Annotated in this window: 18 protein-coding genes and 1 tRNA gene; 6 read left to right on the top strand and 13 right to left on the bottom strand. The window is 51.3% G+C overall.

The genetic code is table 11. The features are described 5' to 3' along the window. The first annotated feature begins 16 nt into the window (after positions 1-16). Entirely contained in the window at positions 17-331 is a 315-nt protein-coding gene (gene trxA / locus HUX74_RS05930; protein WP_005824191.1) for a thioredoxin, read from the top strand. Between the two features lie 118 nt (positions 332-449). Beyond that, positions 450-782, top strand: coding sequence for a hypothetical protein (locus tag HUX74_RS05925; RefSeq protein ID WP_005824189.1), 333 nt, complete (start codon positions 450-452; stop codon positions 780-782). Positions 783-843: 61 nt separating this feature from the next. Here the strand turns inward: HUX74_RS05925 and HUX74_RS05920 are convergent, their stop codons facing one another. The 5 genes from HUX74_RS05920 to HUX74_RS05900 form a co-directional block, all read right to left on the bottom strand. Beyond that, positions 844-1,062 (bottom strand): immunity 17 family protein, encoded by a 219-nt coding sequence (locus HUX74_RS05920; RefSeq protein WP_117599285.1) that lies wholly within the window; start codon positions 1,060-1,062, stop codon positions 844-846. 49 nt (positions 1,063-1,111) lie between these two features. After that, positions 1,112-1,537, bottom strand: a complete 426-nt coding sequence (gene tsaE, locus HUX74_RS05915; protein WP_057097246.1) for a tRNA (adenosine(37)-N6)-threonylcarbamoyltransferase complex ATPase subunit type 1 TsaE — start codon at positions 1,535-1,537, stop codon at positions 1,112-1,114. A gap of 17 nt (positions 1,538-1,554) precedes the next feature. Continuing rightward, positions 1,555-2,367, bottom strand: a complete 813-nt coding sequence (locus HUX74_RS05910; RefSeq protein ID WP_055288494.1) for a metal ABC transporter permease — start codon at positions 2,365-2,367, stop codon at positions 1,555-1,557. 50 nt (positions 2,368-2,417) lie between these two features. Then, complete coding sequence (locus tag HUX74_RS05905; protein ID WP_138345846.1) at positions 2,418-2,846, bottom strand: phospholipase; 429 nt, start codon at positions 2,844-2,846, stop codon at positions 2,418-2,420. A gap of 254 nt (positions 2,847-3,100) precedes the next feature. After that, positions 3,101-4,417 carry a 3-phosphoshikimate 1-carboxyvinyltransferase gene (locus HUX74_RS05900; protein ID WP_117951628.1) on the bottom strand — a complete coding sequence of 439 codons (1,317 nt, stop codon included), beginning with the start codon at positions 4,415-4,417 and terminating at the stop codon, positions 3,101-3,103. A gap of 176 nt (positions 4,418-4,593) precedes the next feature. Between HUX74_RS05900 and HUX74_RS05895 the strand changes: the two genes are divergently transcribed. After that, positions 4,594-4,983, top strand: a complete 390-nt coding sequence (locus tag HUX74_RS05895) for a DUF2721 domain-containing protein (RefSeq protein WP_057097244.1) — start codon at positions 4,594-4,596, stop codon at positions 4,981-4,983. A gap of 5 nt (positions 4,984-4,988) precedes the next feature. On the opposite strand, the gene HUX74_RS05890 is transcribed toward HUX74_RS05895, so the two are convergent. The 7 genes from HUX74_RS05890 to HUX74_RS05860 all read right to left on the bottom strand — a co-directional run bounded on the left by HUX74_RS05890 (position 4,989) and on the right by HUX74_RS05860 (position 13,663). Further along, a complete protein-coding gene (locus HUX74_RS05890; protein WP_138345851.1) occupies positions 4,989-5,585 on the bottom strand; it encodes an aminotransferase class IV family protein in 597 nt (198 codons plus the stop codon). After that, positions 5,569-6,558, bottom strand: a complete 990-nt coding sequence (locus HUX74_RS05885) for an aminodeoxychorismate synthase component I (protein ID WP_117964905.1) — start codon at positions 6,556-6,558, stop codon at positions 5,569-5,571. Before HUX74_RS05885 ends, HUX74_RS05890 begins: the two co-directional genes overlap by 17 nt. Before the next feature lie 3 nt (positions 6,559-6,561). Then, complete coding sequence (locus HUX74_RS05880; RefSeq protein ID WP_117599288.1) at positions 6,562-8,160, bottom strand: aspartate:alanine exchanger family transporter; 1,599 nt, start codon at positions 8,158-8,160, stop codon at positions 6,562-6,564. A gap of 167 nt (positions 8,161-8,327) precedes the next feature. Beyond that, positions 8,328-11,600 (bottom strand): S41 family peptidase, encoded by a 3,273-nt coding sequence (locus HUX74_RS05875; RefSeq protein WP_174646361.1) that lies wholly within the window; start codon positions 11,598-11,600, stop codon positions 8,328-8,330. A gap of 76 nt (positions 11,601-11,676) precedes the next feature. Further along, a complete protein-coding gene (locus HUX74_RS05870) occupies positions 11,677-12,456 on the bottom strand; it encodes a DnaJ domain-containing protein (RefSeq protein ID WP_005824158.1) in 780 nt (259 codons plus the stop codon). 200 nt (positions 12,457-12,656) lie between these two features. After that, a tRNA-Pro gene (locus tag HUX74_RS05865) sits at positions 12,657-12,730 on the bottom strand. Positions 12,731-12,913: 183 nt separating this feature from the next. Next, positions 12,914-13,663 carry a NigD-like protein gene (locus HUX74_RS05860; protein ID WP_008665687.1) on the bottom strand — a complete coding sequence of 250 codons (750 nt, stop codon included), beginning with the start codon at positions 13,661-13,663 and terminating at the stop codon, positions 12,914-12,916. A 373-nt stretch (positions 13,664-14,036) separates the two neighbouring features. On the opposite strand from HUX74_RS05860, the gene HUX74_RS05855 reads away from it, so the two are divergent. Beyond that, the gene (locus HUX74_RS05855) at positions 14,037-14,567 is read left to right on the top strand and encodes an HU family DNA-binding protein (RefSeq protein WP_008665685.1); all 531 of its coding nucleotides are present in this window, start codon (positions 14,037-14,039) and stop codon (positions 14,565-14,567) included. Positions 14,568-14,618: 51 nt separating this feature from the next. On the opposite strand, the gene aroB is transcribed toward HUX74_RS05855, so the two are convergent. Next, positions 14,619-15,680: a 3-dehydroquinate synthase gene (gene aroB / locus HUX74_RS05850; protein WP_117974686.1), complete on the bottom strand. Its 1,062-nt coding sequence runs from the start codon at positions 15,678-15,680 to the stop codon at positions 14,619-14,621. Between the two features lie 207 nt (positions 15,681-15,887). On the opposite strand from aroB, the gene HUX74_RS05845 reads away from it, so the two are divergent. Both HUX74_RS05845 and HUX74_RS05840 read left to right on the top strand, forming a co-directional pair. Further along, on the top strand, positions 15,888-16,301 hold the full coding sequence (locus HUX74_RS05845) for a hypothetical protein (RefSeq protein WP_016274145.1): 414 nt from the start codon (positions 15,888-15,890) through the stop codon (positions 16,299-16,301). Positions 16,302-16,409: 108 nt separating this feature from the next. Further along, positions 16,410-19,334: a TonB-dependent receptor gene (locus HUX74_RS05840; RefSeq protein WP_138345855.1), complete on the top strand. Its 2,925-nt coding sequence runs from the start codon at positions 16,410-16,412 to the stop codon at positions 19,332-19,334. Positions 19,335-19,455: the final 121 nt, after the last annotated feature.

The raw sequence follows: 19,455 nt of genomic DNA, 5'->3' as shown, positions 1-19,455 counted from the left end.
TTTAATATTAAAAGAAATGGCTTTAGAAATTACAGACAGCAATTTTCAAGAAATCCTGGCAGAGGGAAAGCCGGTCGTTATGGATTTCTGGGCACCTTGGTGCGGCCCTTGTAAGATGGTGGGACCAATCATCGATGAATTGGCTACTGAATATGAAGGAAAGGTAATCATTGGCAAATGTGACGTGGATGAGAACGGCGACGTGGCTGCCGAATATGGTATACGCAACATCCCTACAGTCTTGTTCTTCAAGAATGGAGAGCTGGTGGACAAGCAAGTAGGTTCTGCTCCGAAATCTGCTTACGTGGCCAAGATAGAAGCGATATTATAAGGTACTATTTGACGATTTACTATTTACGATTTACCCTTTCGGTATCATAGCGCAGCCAAATAGTAAATCGTAAATCGTCAAATAGTCAATAACATTAACCCTTTAAGCAATAGTAAGTATGGGAATGGAAGACGATTTTTTGCAGAATGATGTCGATGATGAAAAGACCATCGAGTACATCAAGAATTATTTGCCGCAGGAGTTGAAAGAGAAGTTCTCTGACGACGAGTTCTATTATTTTCTCGATTTGATTGACGAGTACTATTCCGAGAGCGGCATCCTTGATGCGCAGCCGGATGCGGATGGGTACATCGAGATTGATTTGGGGAAAATCGTGGACTATATTGTCAAGGAAGCCCATAAGGATGAGATGGGTGACTATGATCCGGAAGAAATCCTTTTCATCGTACAAGGTGAGATGGAATATACGGAATCTTTGGACGAAGAATAGTCTGTATCAAAAGTATAGGAAAATCGCGGATGAGCATGGCTTCATCCGCGATTTTTTGTTTTTATGTAGCCGGTGGCGTATTCAGAAAAAAGAAGATGGACGTGCCGATGAGGATGACACCCAATACGCCGTAGAACAGGCGGGCTTGTCGCCGCCCTACATTTTGTACGATAAACTGGGTGTTTCGGGCAGTAAAGAACCAGTTCCAGTCCAATATGGCTGCCAGCAAGGCGGTGATGCCCGCGACGGCAAAAATTCCTTGAACGAAGTATTGGCTCATCAGAAATAAAAATTAAGAATTAAAAATTAAAGTGGGGGAAAAGCATGCCTTATTCAAAGTTCTCTAACGTGACTTTCCGCTCTCCGTTCTCCACTTCTTCGATGGTGACCTTGATGGTATTACCCGGCAAGAGCTCCTCTACCAGCTCCGGCCATTCTATGAAGCAGAGGGCGCCGCTGTAGAAGTAATCTTCGTACCCCATGTCATACACTTCTTCCAGTTTCTTGATGCGGTAGAAGTCAAAATGGTAAATCAGTTCGCCGGCAGTGTCGGAACGGTATTCGTTGACAATGGCGAAAGTAGGGGAGGTGATGACGTCGGAAACGCCCAACTCCTCGCAAACGGCTTTGATGAAAGTCGTCTTGCCCGCCCCCATTTTTCCATAGAGGGCGAAGACGGTATTGTCGCCCATTTCAGCGATGAACTGGCGGGCGGCTTCATGAATCTGGTCTAATGACTGAATTTTGATTTCCATTGTGTTTATAGATTTCTTTAGCGTTGCAAATATAGCCAAAAACTTTTTCCCGTCTTGCAAATGGCATAGATAATGATGGAAAAGAATATGATGGATGCACCCGAGGGGACATTCAAGTAGAAAGAAATCATCAGCCCGCCCAGGCAACTGAGGTAACCGATGCCGATGGAAAGCCAGATGATGCGGTGGAACCGATGCGAGAACAAGTTGGCGGTCATCTGCGGAACGGTGAGCAGCGAAATGACCAGCACGATGCCCACCATGCGCAGGCATGCCACGATGGTAAGCGCAATGAACATCATCAGTGCATATTCGAATACCTGCACCGGAATGCCTTGCGAGCGGGCAAACTCCCGGTCGAAAGCCACGTAGATGATAGGATGGAGATACAGTGCAAAAAACAGTATCAGCAGCAGGGCAAGCCCACCCAATAGAGCGATGTCGCTCCAGGTAATCGTGAGAATGTTACCGAAGAGATAGGCGGACAAGTCGGGTGCGAATCCCGGCGAAAGGAAAGTGAACATAATGCCCAATGCCATGCCCAATGTCCAGAATACGGCAATAGCGGAGTCTTCCCGCATATCCTTTCGTTTGCTGAGCCACTCTACACCGAAAGCGGACAAGACTGCAAACAAGGCTGCCGACAGAATGGGAGAAATGCCGGTATACAATCCCAGACCGATACCGCCGAAGGAGGCATGCGTCAATCCGCCGCTGATGAACACCAGTCTCCGGGTGACGATGTATGTGCCTATCAGCCCGCAAGCAATGCTTGCCAGCAGACTGCCGATGAGGGCATGTTGGAAAAAGGTGTATTGCAGTAGCTCCATTTATTCAATTAAAAATTAAGAATTACAAATTAAAAGTTGGATGTGGAGTGTTAGGAATGGGGGGGGAGACGACGTTCGCCGATAATGAGGAATACTTCATCCTTGATATTTTCCGGCAGGGCTATGCCGCGTAATTGCAGGCTGCGCACCCATCCGGCTACGTCCGTGTCTTGCATGGTGTAGAACACGTCGCGGAACTCGTCTTCCTGCTCGGGAGTATAGGCATCGGGAGCGGTGCCGATGTATTTGTCCAGTTCCTCGTCATCGTAATATTCAATTTGTTTGCTGACGGCTGCCAGTAAGCTGTCACGTTCGCAGATTTCATGCTGTCCGCAGCATTCGGAATCCACTTCCTGCACTTCGGGCATGGCGTCCAGTTCGCCGCGGTCTATCTTCTTCTGCAGTTTCCGGTTGCGTATAATTCCGGCTGTGGCTGCCACGAGGGCAAGGGCAATCAGGCTAATAATCAATATCCACATAGGCCTCCTTTTCTTGAAAAACATGTTCCATTAATAGAACGGACAAAGATACACATTGTTTTGTACACGACAAAATAATGAGTCAGATTGCAGGTAGGCAGATTACTTTCGCCCGACGCAGGCATTACTTGCTTGGAACGTAGTATAAAACTACTTTGGATGCATCCTAATCTTAGAATGTATCCTTTATTCCTAAGAATAAAGGTTATATTCTTAAGAATAAAGGCTGTATTTCTAAGAATAAAAGCTTTATTCTAAGATTGCATTGCATCTTGGCGGACTTTAAATCCCGCCTTTTGCAAGTCTTCCCAGTAAGCAGGGTAAGATTTGGTAACGACCTGTGGTTCATTTATCCGTATTTGGGGCAGTACAAGGCAGGCGGGGGCAAATGCCATTGCCATACGGTGGTCTTCGTAGGTGGCGATGACGGGGTTAGCGTCTGCCGGGCAGCGTTCGCCATCCCACAACAAGATGCTGTCTTGCTCGGAGCGCACGACGTAACCCAGTTTACGCAGTTCCCTAATGAGGGCGGTGATACGGTCGGTCTCCTTTATTTTGAGGCTTTGCAGTCCGGTGAAGCGGAAAGGGATGTCCATCAGGCAGCAGGTGACGACAAAGGTCTGCGCCAGGTCCGGGATGTCCACCATGTCTTCGTCGAGACGGGTGGCGGGAGTACCCTTACGGGTCAGTTTTACTCCCCGGTCTGTATATTCGGTATGGACGCCGAGGCGGGCAAAGACTTCCGCGCCGCGGCTGTCGCCTTGATAGCTGTGGGCGAAGAGACCGAGTAGTTCGATTTCTGCCGTGTGCGCTTCTTCCTTCGTGCTGTCTTCACTTTCTTTTGCGCTACTTCTGTCTCCCCCTTTTATTTTTTCATTTTTAATTCCTTCTATTGCCATCATCTGATACCAGTAAGAGGCGGCGCTCCAATCGCTTTCTACGGTGAAAGGGGTATCCGTGTATCCGCCGGGGCTGACGGTGATGCAATCTTCGGAGACCCAGTCGGCTTGGGCGCCGAAGTCGCGCATCAGTTGCAGGGTCAGGTTGATGTAGGGGCGGGAGATGATGTCACCCGTCAAGTGCAGGCGCAGGCCTTTGGGAAGGACGGCACCAATCATCAGCAGGGCGGATATGTATTGTGAGCTGACATTGCCGGCGAGGGATATTTCGCTGCCGGTCAGTTCTGTTCCGGTGATGCGCAAGGGAGGGAACCCTTCGTTTCCGACGTATTCTATGCGGGCGCCGAGCTCTCGCAGGGCGTCTACCAGTATGCGGATGGGGCGTTGCTGCATGCGTTGCGTACCGGTGATGATTCGGGTGCCAGGAGTTACGCTGAGGTAGGCGGTGAGGAAACGCATGGCGGTGCCGGCGGCAAGGATATCTATATGTCCGGGATTTCCGTCGAGGGCGCGAGTCATCACTATGGTGTCGTCACAATCGCTCAGATTGCAGGGCAGGATATTGCCGTGGGCAAGGGAGTGGAGGATGAGTGCCCGGTTACTGATGCTTTTGGATGCCGGGAGCTGTATGGCTGCGTGCAGTGAGGCAGGAGCGGAAACGGTATATCGCATGGTCGTATTTGTTAAGTTACGGTGGTAAGGCGTTTTTTATTGTCACTGCAAAAGTAGGATAAATCTTTGGGAAATGGAAAAAAGGAAACTTGTTTCTGTGGTTTCAATCTTTCGTTTATCTTTGCGGAAGTAAGTCCTGCTATCGGGACGGATAGATATAATTAAGCATCATTCTTATGGAAATAGATTTAACCACCCCCGCTTTGCTGTTTTCGGCCATATCGCTGATTATGCTGGCCTATACTAACCGTTTCTTGTCCTATGCCCAACTGGTGCGCACCTTGAAGGAACAGTACATGGAGAACCCGTCTTCGGTGAAGGCGGCGCAGATTGCCAACCTGAGGAAGCGGCTCTACCTGACGCGTGCCATGCAGGTGGCGGGTATCGGAAGCCTGCTGCTGTGCGTGGTCAGCATGTTCTTTGTCTATATCCGTCTCCATCTGCTTTCGGCCTATATCTTCGGTTTAGCGCTGATATTGCTGATTGTTTCGCTGGCCATATCAGTGTACGAAATATATATATCGGTGAAGTCTTTGGAGATACATCTCAACGATATGCACGAGTAGCGGCTCTATGGGATGATGTTCCGTACGGGGAGCTCCAGTTCTCCCCAGTCAATCATGGCATTGAATAGTCTGACGGTAGAGAATGAAGGCAAGTCTTCCGGTCTGATGTCTTTTTCCTGCAAGATTCCTTCTTCCAGCAAGGCTGCCCGTTTGGTTCCTTTCAGCAGGGGATGTGCCGGCGTGTACCAGTGGGTGCCGTCGGAAAGGGCGATGTTGGCGATGGAGGTGTCTGTCAGCAGGCCTTGTTTCACAATCAGAATGTCGTCGCATGCGCCGCGCAGGGCAAAGAGGCGGTTCAGCGGTTCGCGTCCGGTGCTTTTGTAGGTGTAGTCGATGTGGTCTGCCTGTATCAGTGCCAGCGAATGCACGTGCCGCATGGTGTAGGGGGAGTAGCTGACATCTTCAATACCTTTCTCACCATACACTACGCGTGCCTTGACGATACCTGCCTCGCAGCCGAGAGACGACAGATGGTCACGCAGTTGTAGCGGTGTACTTTCCGGCCAGAAGTGGGCGCGGGTATCGTTCAGCCTCCGATTGTGGCGGGAAAGGTTGCAGGCTTTTCCGTGGTCGATGCGTATGGTTTCAATAAATAGGCACATATATTTTCTGTATTACTTCGTTGTATTCGCTTTCCCACCGGCTTTTGGCGGTGATGCCGCCTCCTGCCTTGAAGTGGAGCCGGCCGTTTTCCTGCTCGATGAAGCGTATCATGACTGCGCTGTCTAGCTGTCCATCGGCATAATGCCCCATGATGCCGGTGTAGAAGCCCCGTTCGTAATCTTCGGCTTCGGCAATGATTTCCACGGTTTTGGGCTTGGGGGCACCGGTGATGGAACCGGCGGGAAGCAGGCGGAAGAGGATGTCGCCGATGTGTGCGGTATAATCTTCGGGGAGGGTCCCGCATATTTCGGAGCTGGTCTGGAGGATGGGGCCTTTGTTGGTTTGCAGGCGGTCTATGTATCGGTAGGAGGTTACCTCTACGTGCTCTGATACCATACTTAGGTCGTTGCGTATCAGGTCGACGATGGTGGCGTGCTCGGCGGCCTCTTTGGCATCCTGCATCAAAAGCTGTTCCGCATCAGGCAGGGTAGCGTCGATGGTGCCTTTCATGGGGAAGGACTTTATCTTGCCCTTCTCTATGCGGACAAAGATTTCGGGGGAGAAGCAGACGAATCGGTCTTTCAGCCACAGCTTGTACAAGGCTTCGGAGTGGAGGAATATTTCGTCCATTGTCAGATTGGTGCTGACGGGCACCCGGCAGGTGAGGTTTGTCAAGTAGCTGTTGCCCGCCAGTAGATTTTGCTTCACGAGGTCAAACGAGTGTTTGTATGCGGCGGGGGAAGGGGGAGTGATGTCCCACTGAATAAGACCGGCGTATCGGGCGGCTGTTGCAGCTACCCCCACGTTGCCTGCCTTCGGGAATTGGAAAAGGCAAGTGGCGGGATTTATCTGGTCGAGGGGCTCTACGTGCGACTGCTCTTGTGCGTAGTCTACGATGAAGAGGAAGGGCACATTGTCCCCGGCCAGTGCGTTCATGCGGGCGATAGCTTCTGTTCGGTTGTAAGTTTTCATATATCAGTAGACTGCAGAGGATATCACCTGGATTATCAGAATGAGGAATACCATTGCAATGGGATATACCGTGGCATAGGCTACGCTCGGTATGTTGCTGTCCGTCATGGAGTCGGCGGCGGCAAGGCCGGGCGTGCTGGTCATGCCACCGGTGATGGTGCCCAGCAGGTCGAGAATGTTTATCTTGAATACGAACAGTCCGACGATGACGGCCACCAGCATGGGTACCAGCGTGATGGCGGCACCTACGCCGAACAAGAGCCAGCCGCTTTCCTGGAATGTGGCTACCAGGTTCCGTCCTGCCGAGGTTCCCACTTCGGCCAGGAAGAGCAGCAGTCCCAGCTGGCGCAGCAGTTGGTTGGCTGGGCCGGACATAGACCACAGAATGGGACCGGTCTTTCCGATGGCACTGAGGAAGAGGGCCACCATGAGGATGCCTCCCGTCAGTCCCGGTGAGAACGACAGACTGTCCGAGAAGGAGATGTTCAGCTTGCCGAAGAGCACGCCCAGCACGATACCCAGGGCGATGGGAAAGAAGTCGGTGTCGGACAGTTGCTTGTTGTCGTTGCCCAGCAGGCGTGCCACGCCTTTAATACCGTCTTTCTCGCCTACCACCATCAGCTTGTCGCCGAACTTCAGTGCCAGATCTGGCGAGGGGGAGAGGTCGATACCGCTTCGGCGGACGCGGGTGACGGTACAGCCGAAGTTCTTCATCAGGTTGAGGTCGCCCAGTTGTTTGTTTATCATGTCCTTCTTGGTGAGCAGTAGAGATTCAATCTCCTGCATGTCTACGAGTGGCAGTTCGCCTTCTTCGCGCTGGCCCACGAGGACGGCGAGCTGGTTCAAGGCCTCTTCGCTGCCCACGGCTTGTATGTAGTCTCCCTCGTGAAGTATGGTCTGGGCGGTGGGGATGGCTATCTGCTCATTGTGCTTATGGCGTGAGATGACAGCTCCGGTCATGGCGCGCGCATTGATTTGCATCAGGCTCCGGTCGAAGACGGCGGGGTTGGTTACACGGAACAGGCAGGTTGTCAGTTCCGGGAACTGGCTGCGGCGTTCCTTCTCCAGTCGGCGCGCCTCCTTGTCGAGGTCGATGCGCATAATGCGGGGCAGCAGCTTGACGAAGAGGATGACGCCGATGACACCGAAGGGATAGGCGATACCGTAGGCGATGGAGGCTAGCGGAGAGTGGGTGCTGTCGATGGCTACGGCGAGTCCCGGCGTACTGGTCAGCGCGCCGGCTATGAGACCGACCACGCTGGGTGTGTCTATATCGAAAGCGTACTTCAATCCTACGGCTGTGAGGGCGGCAGAACAGATGATGAGCAGGGTGATGACGATAAGTGTCTTGCCCTTGCTCCGGAAGGAGTCGAAGAATCCGGGACCGGCCTGGATACCGATGGTGAAGATAAACAGCACCAGTCCGAAGTTGCCTAACTCTTTGGGGATGATGACGCCGAAGTGTCCGAACAGCAGGGCAATGAAGATGACAGCGGAGACGTCGAGTGAAAGCCCTTTAATCTTGATTCTTCCCAACATGAAGCCTAAAGCCACAATAAGAAAGAGCGCGAAATAGGAGGAGTTTAACAAGTCAGCAAACATAATCAGTTAAAGAGTTAGGAGTTTATGCCACAAAGATAGTGCAAAAAAGTGAGATAGAAAAAGGCATTGTTTTCTTGTGGTATATATTAAGGAGTTAAACCACGGTTTAACTCCTTAATATATATTGGCCTATATGGCCGGTATTCCTGCGTGGGGCAGGGCGGTACTTATTTTTCGAGTTCCTTCAGCAGTTCCTCTACGGCAGCTTTCAGTTGTGTGTCTTCTCCCTTCACGATGGTCTCGGGTGAATTGGCTACCTTGATGTCCGGCTCCAGCTGCGAGTTCTCCAGATAGCTGCCGTCTGGTAGGCGGTAGCCTACGACGGGGATGCCGAATACCAATGACGGGTCTTGCAGGCGCTCCCACGACACGCTGGTCATGGTTCCCGGCACGGGCATACCTACCAGCTTGCCGATGCCGCGGTGGCTGTATACCCACGGCGTGCCGTGCGCATTGGAGTAGTTGGCCTCGCACATCACCATGATGGAGGGTTTGTTCCAGCGGCGGCTGGGCATGTCGCACGCCTCGCGGCCGCGCACCACCTGGGTGAAGTATTTCTGTCCGCTGAAAAGTATTTCTATATCCTCGTGCAAGCGTCCGCCGCCATTGAAACGGGTGTCGATGACGATGCCTTCGCGGTTGTTGTACTTGCCCAGGATGTCCGAGTAGACAGAACGGAAACTGTCGTCTCCCATAGACTCAATGTGCACGTAACCCAATCGGCCACCCGACCATCGGTCAACGTCTGCCGCGCGCTGTTTCACCCAGCGGCTGTAGAGTAAATCGCTGAACGCACCGTTCGTAATGGGGATAATGACCTCTTCCCAGTGCTCCTTGGTCTGCGGGTCGAAGAGAGAAACAAGTGTTTTCTTCCGTGCCTTGTTGTTGAGCAGCGTGTAATAGTCCGCATCGGGGGTGATTTCCACGCCGTCTATCTTTTCGATGACTGTGCCGGCTTTCACCCGGGTGTTGGCTGTGTCGAAGGGGCCTTTCTCTACTACTTCGGCAATGAGCATGCCCCGGCCCGTGTAGTTCCAGTCGAAGAACAGTCCCAGACTGGCAGTAGGCTCGGACTGCCCTTTGGGATAGAAACGGCCGCCGGTGTGAGATACGTTCAGCTCGCCCAGCCATTCGCTCAGCAGTTCGGCAAAGTCATAATTGTTGTCGATATGGGGCAGGAAGCGGCGATAGGCGGCGGTCATCTTCTCCCAGTCCACTCCGTGCATATTGGTATTGTAGAATCGCTTCTGCTGCTGGCGGTACACGTGGTCGAACATGTATTCGCGCTCCGCAGCCAAATCCATCTTGGCATCTACCTGGAAGGTGATGGGGGTCAGCGCATCGGATGAAGTGTCCATTTTCTGCATCTTACGGCTGCCCAGCAGGAAGAGGTTTTTACCGTCCTTGTCCAGCTGCATGTCTGCCCATCCGGCATCCATCTTGTGCAGCAGTTTGGTTTCCTTCTTGCGGAGGTTCATCTTCCAGAGGTCGTAGCCACCTTCGAAGGCTGCCAGGTAGTAGAGTGTCTCGCCATCCTTGGAGATGATGGTGCTGCCCATGTCGGAAGAGTTCGGGGTGAGGCGCACCACACGGTCTTCGATGCCTTTCAGCTCTACGACGATGTCTTTCGGCTGGTCATCTTTTTCGTCAGCATTGCTGTCTTTCTTGTCGTCTTTCTTCTTTTTATCCTTGTTTTTGCCTTGGGGGGTGTCCTTCCCGGCAGACTTCTTCTGTTCCTTCTCCAGCTCCTTGCGCAGTTCGTAGTCTTCCTTGCTCAGGCAGTATTTGTCGTAGGCGTCTTGGTTGAGGAAGACGAGCATGGCGTCGTTCAGCGAGCCCCATGAGGCGTGGGCACGCATGCCGTAGCGTTCGGTGGTGAAGAGGATGGCGTTGCCGTCCAGCGCAAAGCGGGGATAGCCGCTCATGTAGCCGCTATTGGTGAGGTTGATGATGTCTTTGCCTCCCTCTGCGCTGACCAGGCCGATGTCGGAGTAGGGGTCGTGCTTGTTGCCGGTGAACTCAAGTGTAAACCACTTGCCGTCCGGCGACCATGCGTAGTCAAATCCTCCGCCGGTGCTGTACCAGGTGGAGCCGTCCGTAATCTGGCGCACCTTCTTCGTTTCCAGATTGAGCACCATCAGCCGGATGCGGTCTTCGATAAAGGCGAGTTCCTTACCGTCGGGCGAGAATTGCGGATGGGCACGTTCCACGGTGGTGGAGGGCAGCAGCACTTCTTCTTCAATCAGCGTGGCGTTCGGGAAGTTAGGGTCTTCCTTGCGGGCTATCTTGGCAAGGTAGAGCTGCCAGTTGCCGCCTCGCTCGCTGGCGTAGGCCAGGGTGCGGTTGTCTGGCGCAAAGGAGAGGCCCGCTTCGCGTGCCGGTGTGTGCGTCACCTGCTTGGTAGTGGCATAGTCTGCCGAAGTGACAAAGACTTCGCCGCGCAGAGTGAAGGCAATCTGCTTTCCGTCCGGGGACACAACGGCAGAAGTGGCTCCGTCGGAAGACTGCAGGTTGGCGAATTGCGGCCGGTCATCGCGCACCAGTTCTATGGCGACTTTCTTCGGGGTGGCATCCGGCTGCTGGGTATAGATTTCGCCGTCGTAACTGTAGCACAACGTCCCGCCGTCACTCATGGAGAGGAAGCGCACGGGATGTGTCTTGAAGCTGGTGATGGGCTTCACCTCTCGGGGCTGTGCCAGCGGGAAGGCATACACGTTGAATGAGCCGCCGTTTCTCTCACTCAGAAAGTAAACCGTTCTTCCATCGGGTGACAACACCGGGTTGCGGTCTTCGCCCGCGTGGTCGGTGAGGTTGGTATGGGTACCCGTCTTTGCATCATACAGCCAGATGTCGCGGGTGATGGAGGAGATGTGATGCTTTCTCCATTCATCTTCAAATCCCTTGCGGTCTTGGTAGAGGAACTGATGGCCCGCCTTGTCGAAGCAGACCGCTTCGGCAGGGGTGCCCAGCACTTGCTCCGTACGCCCTCCCGTTGCAGGTACTTTGTAAAGCTCGGTCATGGCCGAAGTGGGGAAAAGAGCGCTGCTTGCCGGGTCCTGGATGGAGGCGGAAAACAAGATATACTTTCCGTCCGGAGTGAATGTGGAGGGTATCTCACCGGTGGAGTGGGTAGTGAGCCGTTGGGCGGTTCCGCCGTCTGCCGGCATCACGAATACGTCGAAGTTGCCGTATCTGTCGCTGGCAAAGGCTATTTGTTTGCCGTCCGGCGACCATATGGGGGTACATTCGTAGCTCTCTTGGGTAGTAAGCTGTGTGGCGGTTCCACCTTTGGCCGGCACCTTGTAGATGTCTCCTTTGTAGCAGAATGCGATTTCCGTACCGTCGGGAGAGATTTGCACATCGCGCATCCAGAGCGGCGTGGCGGCATGTCCGGCAATGGCAGTAAGGCCTAGTGCAAGGATTGCAAGGGTTTTCTTCATAAGTGTGTGGGTTGATGTTAATATAGAATGTTTATAAACGTCATGATGCTGTCCACAAGGCAAGGAGCGAGGTACGTCATTTCATACCTCGTGCCTTGTATATCTGTTCTTTGGCATTGTTGATGCTTTGGAACTTCTCTTCTGCGGCTTTCTTGATGTCTTCGCCCAGCGTTGCCACCCGGTCGGGATGGTGTTTCAAGGCTAGGCGGCGGTAAGCGGCACGCACTTCGTCATTGGTGGCAGTGGGTTCAATTTCAAGTACTTTGTAGGCCTCGTTCAGTGAGCTACCGCCTAGGTTAAGCATGGATTCCACTTCCTTGACGGATAGTCCCATGTACATGGCCACTTCTTTCAAGGCTTCTATCTCCTCGTTGCAGACGTGTCCGTCGCTTTTGGCAATTTCTACCAAGAATACCAGCAGTTGCAAGCGTTCCTCGTATGTCAGGTTGGCGGCAATCTGCGTTCCGCAGTCACGGATGGTGTTTTTAAATGCCAGTGGGTTTTGTCTGTCCATCTGCTTGCGCTGTTCGAAGAGGTTGAGTAATATCCGTTCTCCCTCGCCCACGGCAGCCTCACCGAATGTGCTTCTCAGAAAGCGGCGGACGAATTCCATTTCACTATGCATGATGCGCCCGTCTGCACGGATAATGTACGAAGCCATCACGAGCATGGAGAAGAGGAAACTGTTCCGTTGCCCGGTATAGGTAGTGCCGTGCGTTGGTTCTTCTCCATAATAACTGCCTGCGTCACTTGAATCGGTGTCGAACAGTGAACCGAATACAAAACCTGCCAAGGCTCCCAGCGGTCCTCCGGCCATGAAGCCGATGATGCCGCCTATCCATTTAGCTGCTCCCATAATTTTTCTTGTTTAAAGTGCAAAAATAGAGATTTCTTACGAGAATTCCAGTAATTTGATGAGCTATTCCCGCTGAAGCGAATAGGCACCGTCTTCTTTTTGTACATATTCAGCATATTTATGGCAGCAAGTCTGTCATTAAGAAATACTATAAAAATTAAGGAGTTAAGTCTTAGACTTAACTCCTTAATGCTCAACAGTCGGGATGACAAGATTCGAACTTGCGACCACACGCCCCCCAGACGCGTACTCTACCGGGCTGAGCTACATCCCGAATTGCGGATGCAAATGTACGGCTTTATTTTAAAATAGCAAATATTTATAGTGCTTTTTTTATTGAATGAACTTATAATTTGCAGTTTCAAGGCTTTCGGCCAACGTGCCCTGCTCTCTTTTTACTTGTATGCCTGCTTCGCAAGGCAATGGCTTTGAGCGGGCAGGCATACTTTGAATGAAGTTATTGCAGGTTTAGGCTGTTTCTTACGGAAGTGATAGCCGGACTTTCGGGCGTTACGGATTTCCGGGTACAATAATCGAATTCCGCAGATTTTTCGCCGCTAAATGATTTCCACTTCAGTTTCAATTTAACGGTCTTGCCTTCTGTATCAGGCAGGGCATCCAACTTGAAAGCAACCAGTCCGTCCGCATACCTGCCGTAAATGTCGCCCTTGGCATTGTGGCGGAATTCTACTTCATACGGGTTTTCCGGATTCTCGCTCAGCAGCAGATTGACAAAGTGCTTTGTTTGATAGTCTCCTTGCTGAGTTCTAAAGCGAAGGGTCAGATAACCGTCTTCTGCGATGGTTACCCAATCGTTCACTATTTCCACCGGGTCGGTGCCGTATACGGTATCGTTCTCTTCACCCAAATCCGGGGCGATGGGTTTGGTAAGGATACTGTCTATCCAGTTTATATGTACAGCTTGGGTGTAGATATCGCTGGGCTCGTCCACTTCCTTGTAGTTTACCAAAGCGCGGACTTCCTTCTCGCCGTAGGGAGATTTCGTCATGTTGGTAGGCAGCAGAGTGGTCTTGTCATCCAATTGCAGAAAGACTGTCTGGTCTGCATCGGTCTTTACCGTTACCAGGGCATTGGGGAATCTCATGGCATAATTATCATCGTCGTCCAGGCACGATTGGAGGCTTAAGGAGCTGATGGTTGCAATAGCGATTAAAATTTTCTTGTTAAAGATTGACTTCATTTTCATAGTGTACTCTTTTAAATTAAACATTTGGAATAGGTCTTGCTTTTATAGAAATAGCATATTTGCGAAAACCCTGCATGCAGCATTGTTAATTAATGATAAGAGCCGGAGTAAGCTGGTGCGGAATATTATTCCCCGATACATGAAAGATATTTGTATATCAGGTGGAATATGATTACCTTTGCTGTATGAGATGCACATCTCGCGTGTGTTGAGATGTATGTCTCGAACTGCATGAGATGTGCATCTCGTGCATGTTGGGGAATAGCTGTCCGGCCGTATGGAAACTGGCTTTCTGTTGAGGGGAAGTAAACTTCGGGTGGGGTGTCGGCAGTCTGGTTGCAGTAAGAAACATTATGTTCATTGTGAAAAGAGTATGAGTATAGTCTATTTGGTTCGAAAGAAGGTTTTCCGCACGGCGGAAGGGGTGAAGCAACTCTATTATGCTGTGCAGCGTGTGTTACAGCGGCGTGGAGGTGTGACGGCAGAGCTGCTGGCGCAGCGTATGGCATCCAGAAAAGGGATGAGTTCGGGAGACGTGCAGAGTGTATTGATAGATTTGCCGAAGTTTATAGAGGAAGCGCTGATGGAGGGAGAGTCGGTGACCATTAAGGGGCTGGGTTCCTTCCATGTGGCGGTGACGAGTGACGGGTTTGAGCATCCCGACGATGTGATGCCGGGCAAGGTGCGCTTATCTCGTGTCTATTTTCGTCCGGATAAGTCGCTGGTGGCGAGGCTGAACAGCGGGATGGATTTCTACCGTTATCCGCTTAGCCGATATTTCCCTCACGATATGTTGCGGCCGGAAACGCTGCGAAAGGAGCGGGCCGAGGGAAAGACGGGAATTCCGGATGAAGACCCGGTTGGGATGGAAAATGATACGGAGGACTTTTCGGGGGAGGAGTGAGCGATGAATGTGGAAGAATTCAGAGAATACTGTCTCTCCTTGCCGGGAGTGCTATGCTCCCATGCACTCCCTATAAAAGTCGAACATCTCGAAGATAGTATCCTTGTCTGCCGTCTGGTTGAGACAGATGTTACCCACTTCTTTCAATAGGGTGAAGTTGATGACTCCGGCGGTATTCTTCTTGTCATGCTTCATCAGTTCGTACAGCTGGTCGTACTGTTTGCAGTTGAAGGAGAAGCTGCCATAATTCTCTTTGACGAATTGGATGGTCTGGCGCATCTTGTCCTTCGGGAATCCGGTCTTTATATAAGAAAGGTATAGTTCGCAGACCAGCCCCCATGCCACTGCATAGCCGTGCAGCACCGGACGGTTTTCGGCAAGGGCGAGGCTTTCGAAGGCGTGTCCCACGGTGTGCCCCAGGTTCAGGGCTTTGCGGATGCCATGTTCCTGCGGGTCTTCTTCTACGATGTGTTCCTTTACCTGCACGGAACGTCCTACCATGGACTTCAGCAAGGCATAATCTATCTTCTCCGTATCGAAGGCCAGCAGTTCCGCCAGATGTTCCGGGGTACTGATGAGGCCGTGCTTCAGCATCTCCGCATAGCCGGAGAAGAAGTTATGGGCATCGAGGCTGCGCAGGAACTCGGTTTCCAGCAGCACGCAGGCGGCAGGAGCAAAGACGCCGATTTCATTCTTCAGACCGTTGAAGTTGATGCCCGTCTTGCCTCCCACGGAAGCGTCGACCATGGCGAGCAGCGTAGTGGGAACGTTGATGTAGGCGATGCCCCGCTTGAAGGTGGAAGCGGCAAAACCGCCAAGGTCGGTCACCATGCCACCGCCCAGGTTGATGAGCAGGGAGTGGCGGCTGGCCCCTTTCTCACTCAGGGCTTGCCATACGGCAGCCAGCGTTTCCAGATTCTTGTGTACGTCTTCTGCACCGATAATAATTTCTTCCGCTTCTTCCAAGGCGGGGATACCGTCCAGATGCGGGCGGCAGAGGCGGTGGGTATGCTCGTCGGTAAGGATGAAAAGCTTGTCATGGGGACACTTCGCTATGGCATGCGTCAGGCTGTTTGCCAGTCCTTCGCAAAGGATTACTTCTTGTTTACTCATCTTGTTAATTACAAATTACGAATTACCAATTACTGATGTTACGGATTATGAAGGAAAGGGGGCCTTCTTCATTATATTGTGGCACAAAGATAGCTCTTTTGGCAATAAAACGTTATCTTTGTCCCGTGAAATTCTATGGGTGGCAAGGCGTTTCCGTCATCTGCCTCCCACTATTTGTAATTAGTAATTTGTAATTGATTGATAGAAATGAGAGCATTACTTCCCGTTTATTGCCGTCCGCTGGGTTATTTCATCATAGCTTTGGCGTTGTTCCTCCCTTTCATATTCCTATTGTGGGGAAAAGTGACAGATGCCAACTTGCTGTTTTACAAGGAATGCTCCAAACTCCTGATGATGATGGGGGCACTGATGATAATCTTTGCCTTGACGAAGAACGAGAATAAGGAGATAGAGCAGGTGCGCAACAAGGCCACGCGCAATGCCATCTTTCTGACCGTTCTTTTTATCTTCGGCGGTATGCTCTACCGGGTGGCGCAGGGTGACCTCCTTTCGGTCGATTCTTCTTCTTTTCTCATATTTCTTATATTGAATGTGCTTTGCTTGGAATTTGGTATAAAGAAAGCGACAGTTGATAGATTATTTAAGCGGAATAGTCGATAAACGGAGCAAATCGTCATGTGGGGCATTAAACCTTTTGCCCGGAAGTCTGTCAAATGAAACAGTGAATAAAAGGCATTGTTCATTTAAGAATAGACAAAGAATAGACACATGAAGAAAATTATCACGGGGATGGCGTTGCTGTTGGTAACAACGCTGTCTGCATTCTCACAGACCAAAAACATTACGGTATCGGGCCGTGTCGTGGAGGACACCAAGGAGCCCGCGATACAAGCTACCGTGCAGTTGCTTTTGTTGCCAGACAGTGTCCAGGCATCGGGTACGGCTACTACGGCACAAGGTTATTTCACTCTTCCCAAAGTCAGTGCGGGTAAATACGTGCTAAAGGTTTCTTATATCGGGTTCAAGAGCCGGTACATCCCTTTACATCTTTATGCCACGACAACCGCCAAGAACGTGGGTACCCTGACACTGGAAACGGATGCGGTGATGCTGGCCGAGGCTGTGGTTACGGCAGAAGCGCCGCAAGTGCAGGTGGTGGAAGATACATTGGTCTATAATTCCTCTGCTTATCGTACCCCCGAGGGAGCCATGCTCGAAGAGCTGGTGAAGAAGTTGCCCGGTGCGGAGATTGATGACGAGGGGAATGTGAAAATCAACGGTAAGGACTTGTCGAAGATTATGGTCGACGGGAAGGAGTTCTTTGGTGGAGACGTAAAGACCGGTTTGAAGAATCTGCCGGTAGATATGATAGAGAAGCTGAAAACCTACGACAAGAAGTCCGATTTGGCACGTATCACCGGTATTGACGACGGTGAGGAGGAGACGGTGCTCGACCTGACCGTAAAGAAAGGCATGAACCAGGGGTGGTTCGGTAATGCCGATGTGGCCGGAGGTACGGAAGACCGCTACATGGGACGTGTTATGCTGAACCGTCTTGTTGAAAATACTCAAGTTACTCTTATTGGCTCTGCCAATAACGTGAACGACCAAGGCTTTTCAGGCGGTGGCGGTCCTCCGCGCTGGCGCAGGAACAACGGACTTACTGCAACGAAAATGCTGGGTGTAAACTTCGCTACCCAGACCGATAAACTGGAACTGGGTGGTAGTGCACGCTACAACTATCAGGATGGGGACATTGCAAGCATTGGCTCTACCGAGGACTTTCTGCCGGACGGCAACTCTTACTCCAACTCGAACAGCAAGCAACGTAACAAAGCCAAGAATTTCAATGCCGATTTCCGTATGGAGTGGAAGCCGGATTCGATGACGAATATTATTTTCCGCCCCAACTTCTCGTATGGTAAAACGGACAATCTCTCCAATTCTGAGAACGGTACGTTCAATTCCGACCCTTACAGTCTGGTGAGCGACCCCAATAACTGGCTGAATCTGGAGAAGATTCTCAATCCGGACGATGACCCGTTGAGAAGTATCCGTATAAATGCCATCAATAGCGGTTCGCTGAGTGACAATAAGAGTGTGTCTACGGATGCAACCTTGCAGTTGAACAGAAAGCTGAATGACAAAGGACGCAATGTCACGTTCCGTGGAAGGTTCGGTTATACCAATACTGACAACAACCAGTATACGGAGTCGGAAACGCACTACTTCCAGTTGTTGAATGCTTTGGGAGGAGACTCCATCTTGGTACGTAACCAGTACATCACTACTCCTACCAAGAACTACAATTACAGTGCACAGCTGACTTACAGCGAACCGATAGCCCGTGCCACTTTCCTGCAATTCAGCTATCAGTTCCAGTACAAGTACAGTGAGAGTGACAAGACGACGTACGATTTGCAGGGCTTTCCGGATTGGGGATTGTCAACCCAGCTTCCCACGGGATATGAAGAGCATGCGGTGGACAGTCTGGGTAAGTATGCGGAATATCGCTACTACAACCACGATGCATCCGTGTCCTTACGCTTTATCCGCGAGAAGTATCAGCTGAGCGCAGGTATGTCGTTTCAGCCGCAACATTCTGTGTTGTCCTATAAACGTGGCGACTATATGATTGATACCACCCGCAATGTGTTCAACTTCGCTCCGAACCTGGACTTGCGCCTCCGTTTCTCCAAAGTGAGCCAGCTGCGTATAACATACCGCGGGCGTAGCAGCCAACCGAGTATGGAGAATCTGTTGCCGATTGTGGACAACTCCAATCCGCAGAATGTGCGTATCGGTAATCCGGGCTTGAAGCCTTCCTTCACGCACAGCATGAGATTTTTCTATAATACGTATAATGCCGAAAAGCAACGCGGTATTATGTCGCACGTCAATTTCTCGGCAACGCAGAATAGCATCAGCAACAGCCGTGTGTACAATTCGGAAACCGGTGGATGGACTACAACTCCGAAGAATATCAACGGTAATTGGAATGCGTTCGGCTTGTTCGGCTTCAATACAGCGCTGCCCAATAAGAAGTACACCATCAGTTCTTTCTCCAATGCCAGATATCAGAACAATGTGGCTTATCTGACGTCCGGTAAGGGAGCAGATGCCGTGGAACGGAAGAATACGACCACCAACCTGACGCTGGGCGAACGTCTGAATGCCGCCTATCGTAACGACTGGTTTGAATTCGGCTTGAACGGAAGCATTTCCTATTCAATAGAGAAGGATAAACTGACGCCTGACAATAACCAGGAGCCCTATACCTTCTCCTACGGTGCCAATACGCAGATTTCCATGCCGTGGAACATGACGCTCTCTACCAACATTGCCAATCAGAGCCGTCGCGGATATACGGACAGTAGTATGAACCGTAATGAGCTTATCTGGAATGCGCAGTTGTCGCAGACTTTTCTGAAAGGAAATGCCACTGTCAGCTTCGAGATGTACGACATTCTGAAGAGGCAGAGCAACATCAGTCGTTCGCTGACTGCAAGCGGTCGCTCGGTGTACGAATATAACGGCGTGAACAGCTATTGCATGCTTCACTTCATCTATCGTCTGAATATTTTCGGCAGCAAGGCCGCACGCGACAAGATGCAGGGTCGACGTGGCTTCGGTGGTCCGGGCTTTGGTCCGGGGCATGGTCCTGGCCGTTTCGGAGGGCATAGGCCGTTCTAAAATCCTTTTCTGTATAAGGTTTGTAAAAGACACAGAGGCACAGAGCTTATTCTTTATATTATATAAGCTCTCTGTATCTCTGTGTCTTTGTGATTTTCCTTTTCTTTTTCTTTCATTTCAT

The sequence above is a fragment of the Bacteroides sp. Marseille-P8574 genome (assembly GCF_902825465.1).
Lineage (GTDB): Bacteria > Bacteroidota > Bacteroidia > Bacteroidales > Bacteroidaceae > Bacteroides > Bacteroides uniformis.
Note: the sequence above shows the minus strand (reverse complement) of the source record. Positions and strands in the feature narration are given on the sequence as shown.

What these genes read in the sequence shown, in the direction of transcription:
- trxA (WP_005824191.1), top strand. Translation starts at nt 17, where the DNA reads ATGGCTTTAGAAATTACAGACAGCAATTTTCAAGAAATCCTGGCAGAG.
- HUX74_RS05925 (WP_005824189.1), top strand. Translation starts at nt 450, where the DNA reads ATGGGAATGGAAGACGATTTTTTGCAGAATGATGTCGATGATGAAAAG.
- HUX74_RS05920 (WP_117599285.1), bottom strand. Translation starts at nt 1,062, where the DNA reads ATGAGCCAATACTTCGTTCAAGGAATTTTTGCCGTCGCGGGCATCACC.
- tsaE (WP_057097246.1), bottom strand. Translation starts at nt 1,537, where the DNA reads ATGGAAATCAAAATTCAGTCATTAGACCAGATTCATGAAGCCGCCCGC.
- HUX74_RS05910 (WP_055288494.1), bottom strand. Translation starts at nt 2,367, where the DNA reads ATGGAGCTACTGCAATACACCTTTTTCCAACATGCCCTCATCGGCAGT.
- HUX74_RS05905 (WP_138345846.1), bottom strand. Translation starts at nt 2,846, where the DNA reads ATGTGGATATTGATTATTAGCCTGATTGCCCTTGCCCTCGTGGCAGCC.
- HUX74_RS05900 (WP_117951628.1), bottom strand. Translation starts at nt 4,417, where the DNA reads ATGCGATATACCGTTTCCGCTCCTGCCTCACTGCACGCAGCCATACAG.
- HUX74_RS05895 (WP_057097244.1), top strand. Translation starts at nt 4,594, where the DNA reads ATGGAAATAGATTTAACCACCCCCGCTTTGCTGTTTTCGGCCATATCG.
- HUX74_RS05890 (WP_138345851.1), bottom strand. Translation starts at nt 5,585, where the DNA reads ATGTGCCTATTTATTGAAACCATACGCATCGACCACGGAAAAGCCTGC.
- HUX74_RS05885 (WP_117964905.1), bottom strand. Translation starts at nt 6,558, where the DNA reads ATGAAAACTTACAACCGAACAGAAGCTATCGCCCGCATGAACGCACTG.
- HUX74_RS05880 (WP_117599288.1), bottom strand. Translation starts at nt 8,160, where the DNA reads ATGTTTGCTGACTTGTTAAACTCCTCCTATTTCGCGCTCTTTCTTATT.
- HUX74_RS05875 (WP_174646361.1), bottom strand. Translation starts at nt 11,600, where the DNA reads ATGAAGAAAACCCTTGCAATCCTTGCACTAGGCCTTACTGCCATTGCC.
- HUX74_RS05870 (WP_005824158.1), bottom strand. Translation starts at nt 12,456, where the DNA reads ATGGGAGCAGCTAAATGGATAGGCGGCATCATCGGCTTCATGGCCGGA.
- HUX74_RS05860 (WP_008665687.1), bottom strand. Translation starts at nt 13,663, where the DNA reads ATGAAAATGAAGTCAATCTTTAACAAGAAAATTTTAATCGCTATTGCA.
- HUX74_RS05855 (WP_008665685.1), top strand. Translation starts at nt 14,037, where the DNA reads ATGAGTATAGTCTATTTGGTTCGAAAGAAGGTTTTCCGCACGGCGGAA.
- aroB (WP_117974686.1), bottom strand. Translation starts at nt 15,680, where the DNA reads ATGAGTAAACAAGAAGTAATCCTTTGCGAAGGACTGGCAAACAGCCTG.
- HUX74_RS05845 (WP_016274145.1), top strand. Translation starts at nt 15,888, where the DNA reads ATGAGAGCATTACTTCCCGTTTATTGCCGTCCGCTGGGTTATTTCATC.
- HUX74_RS05840 (WP_138345855.1), top strand. Translation starts at nt 16,410, where the DNA reads ATGAAGAAAATTATCACGGGGATGGCGTTGCTGTTGGTAACAACGCTG.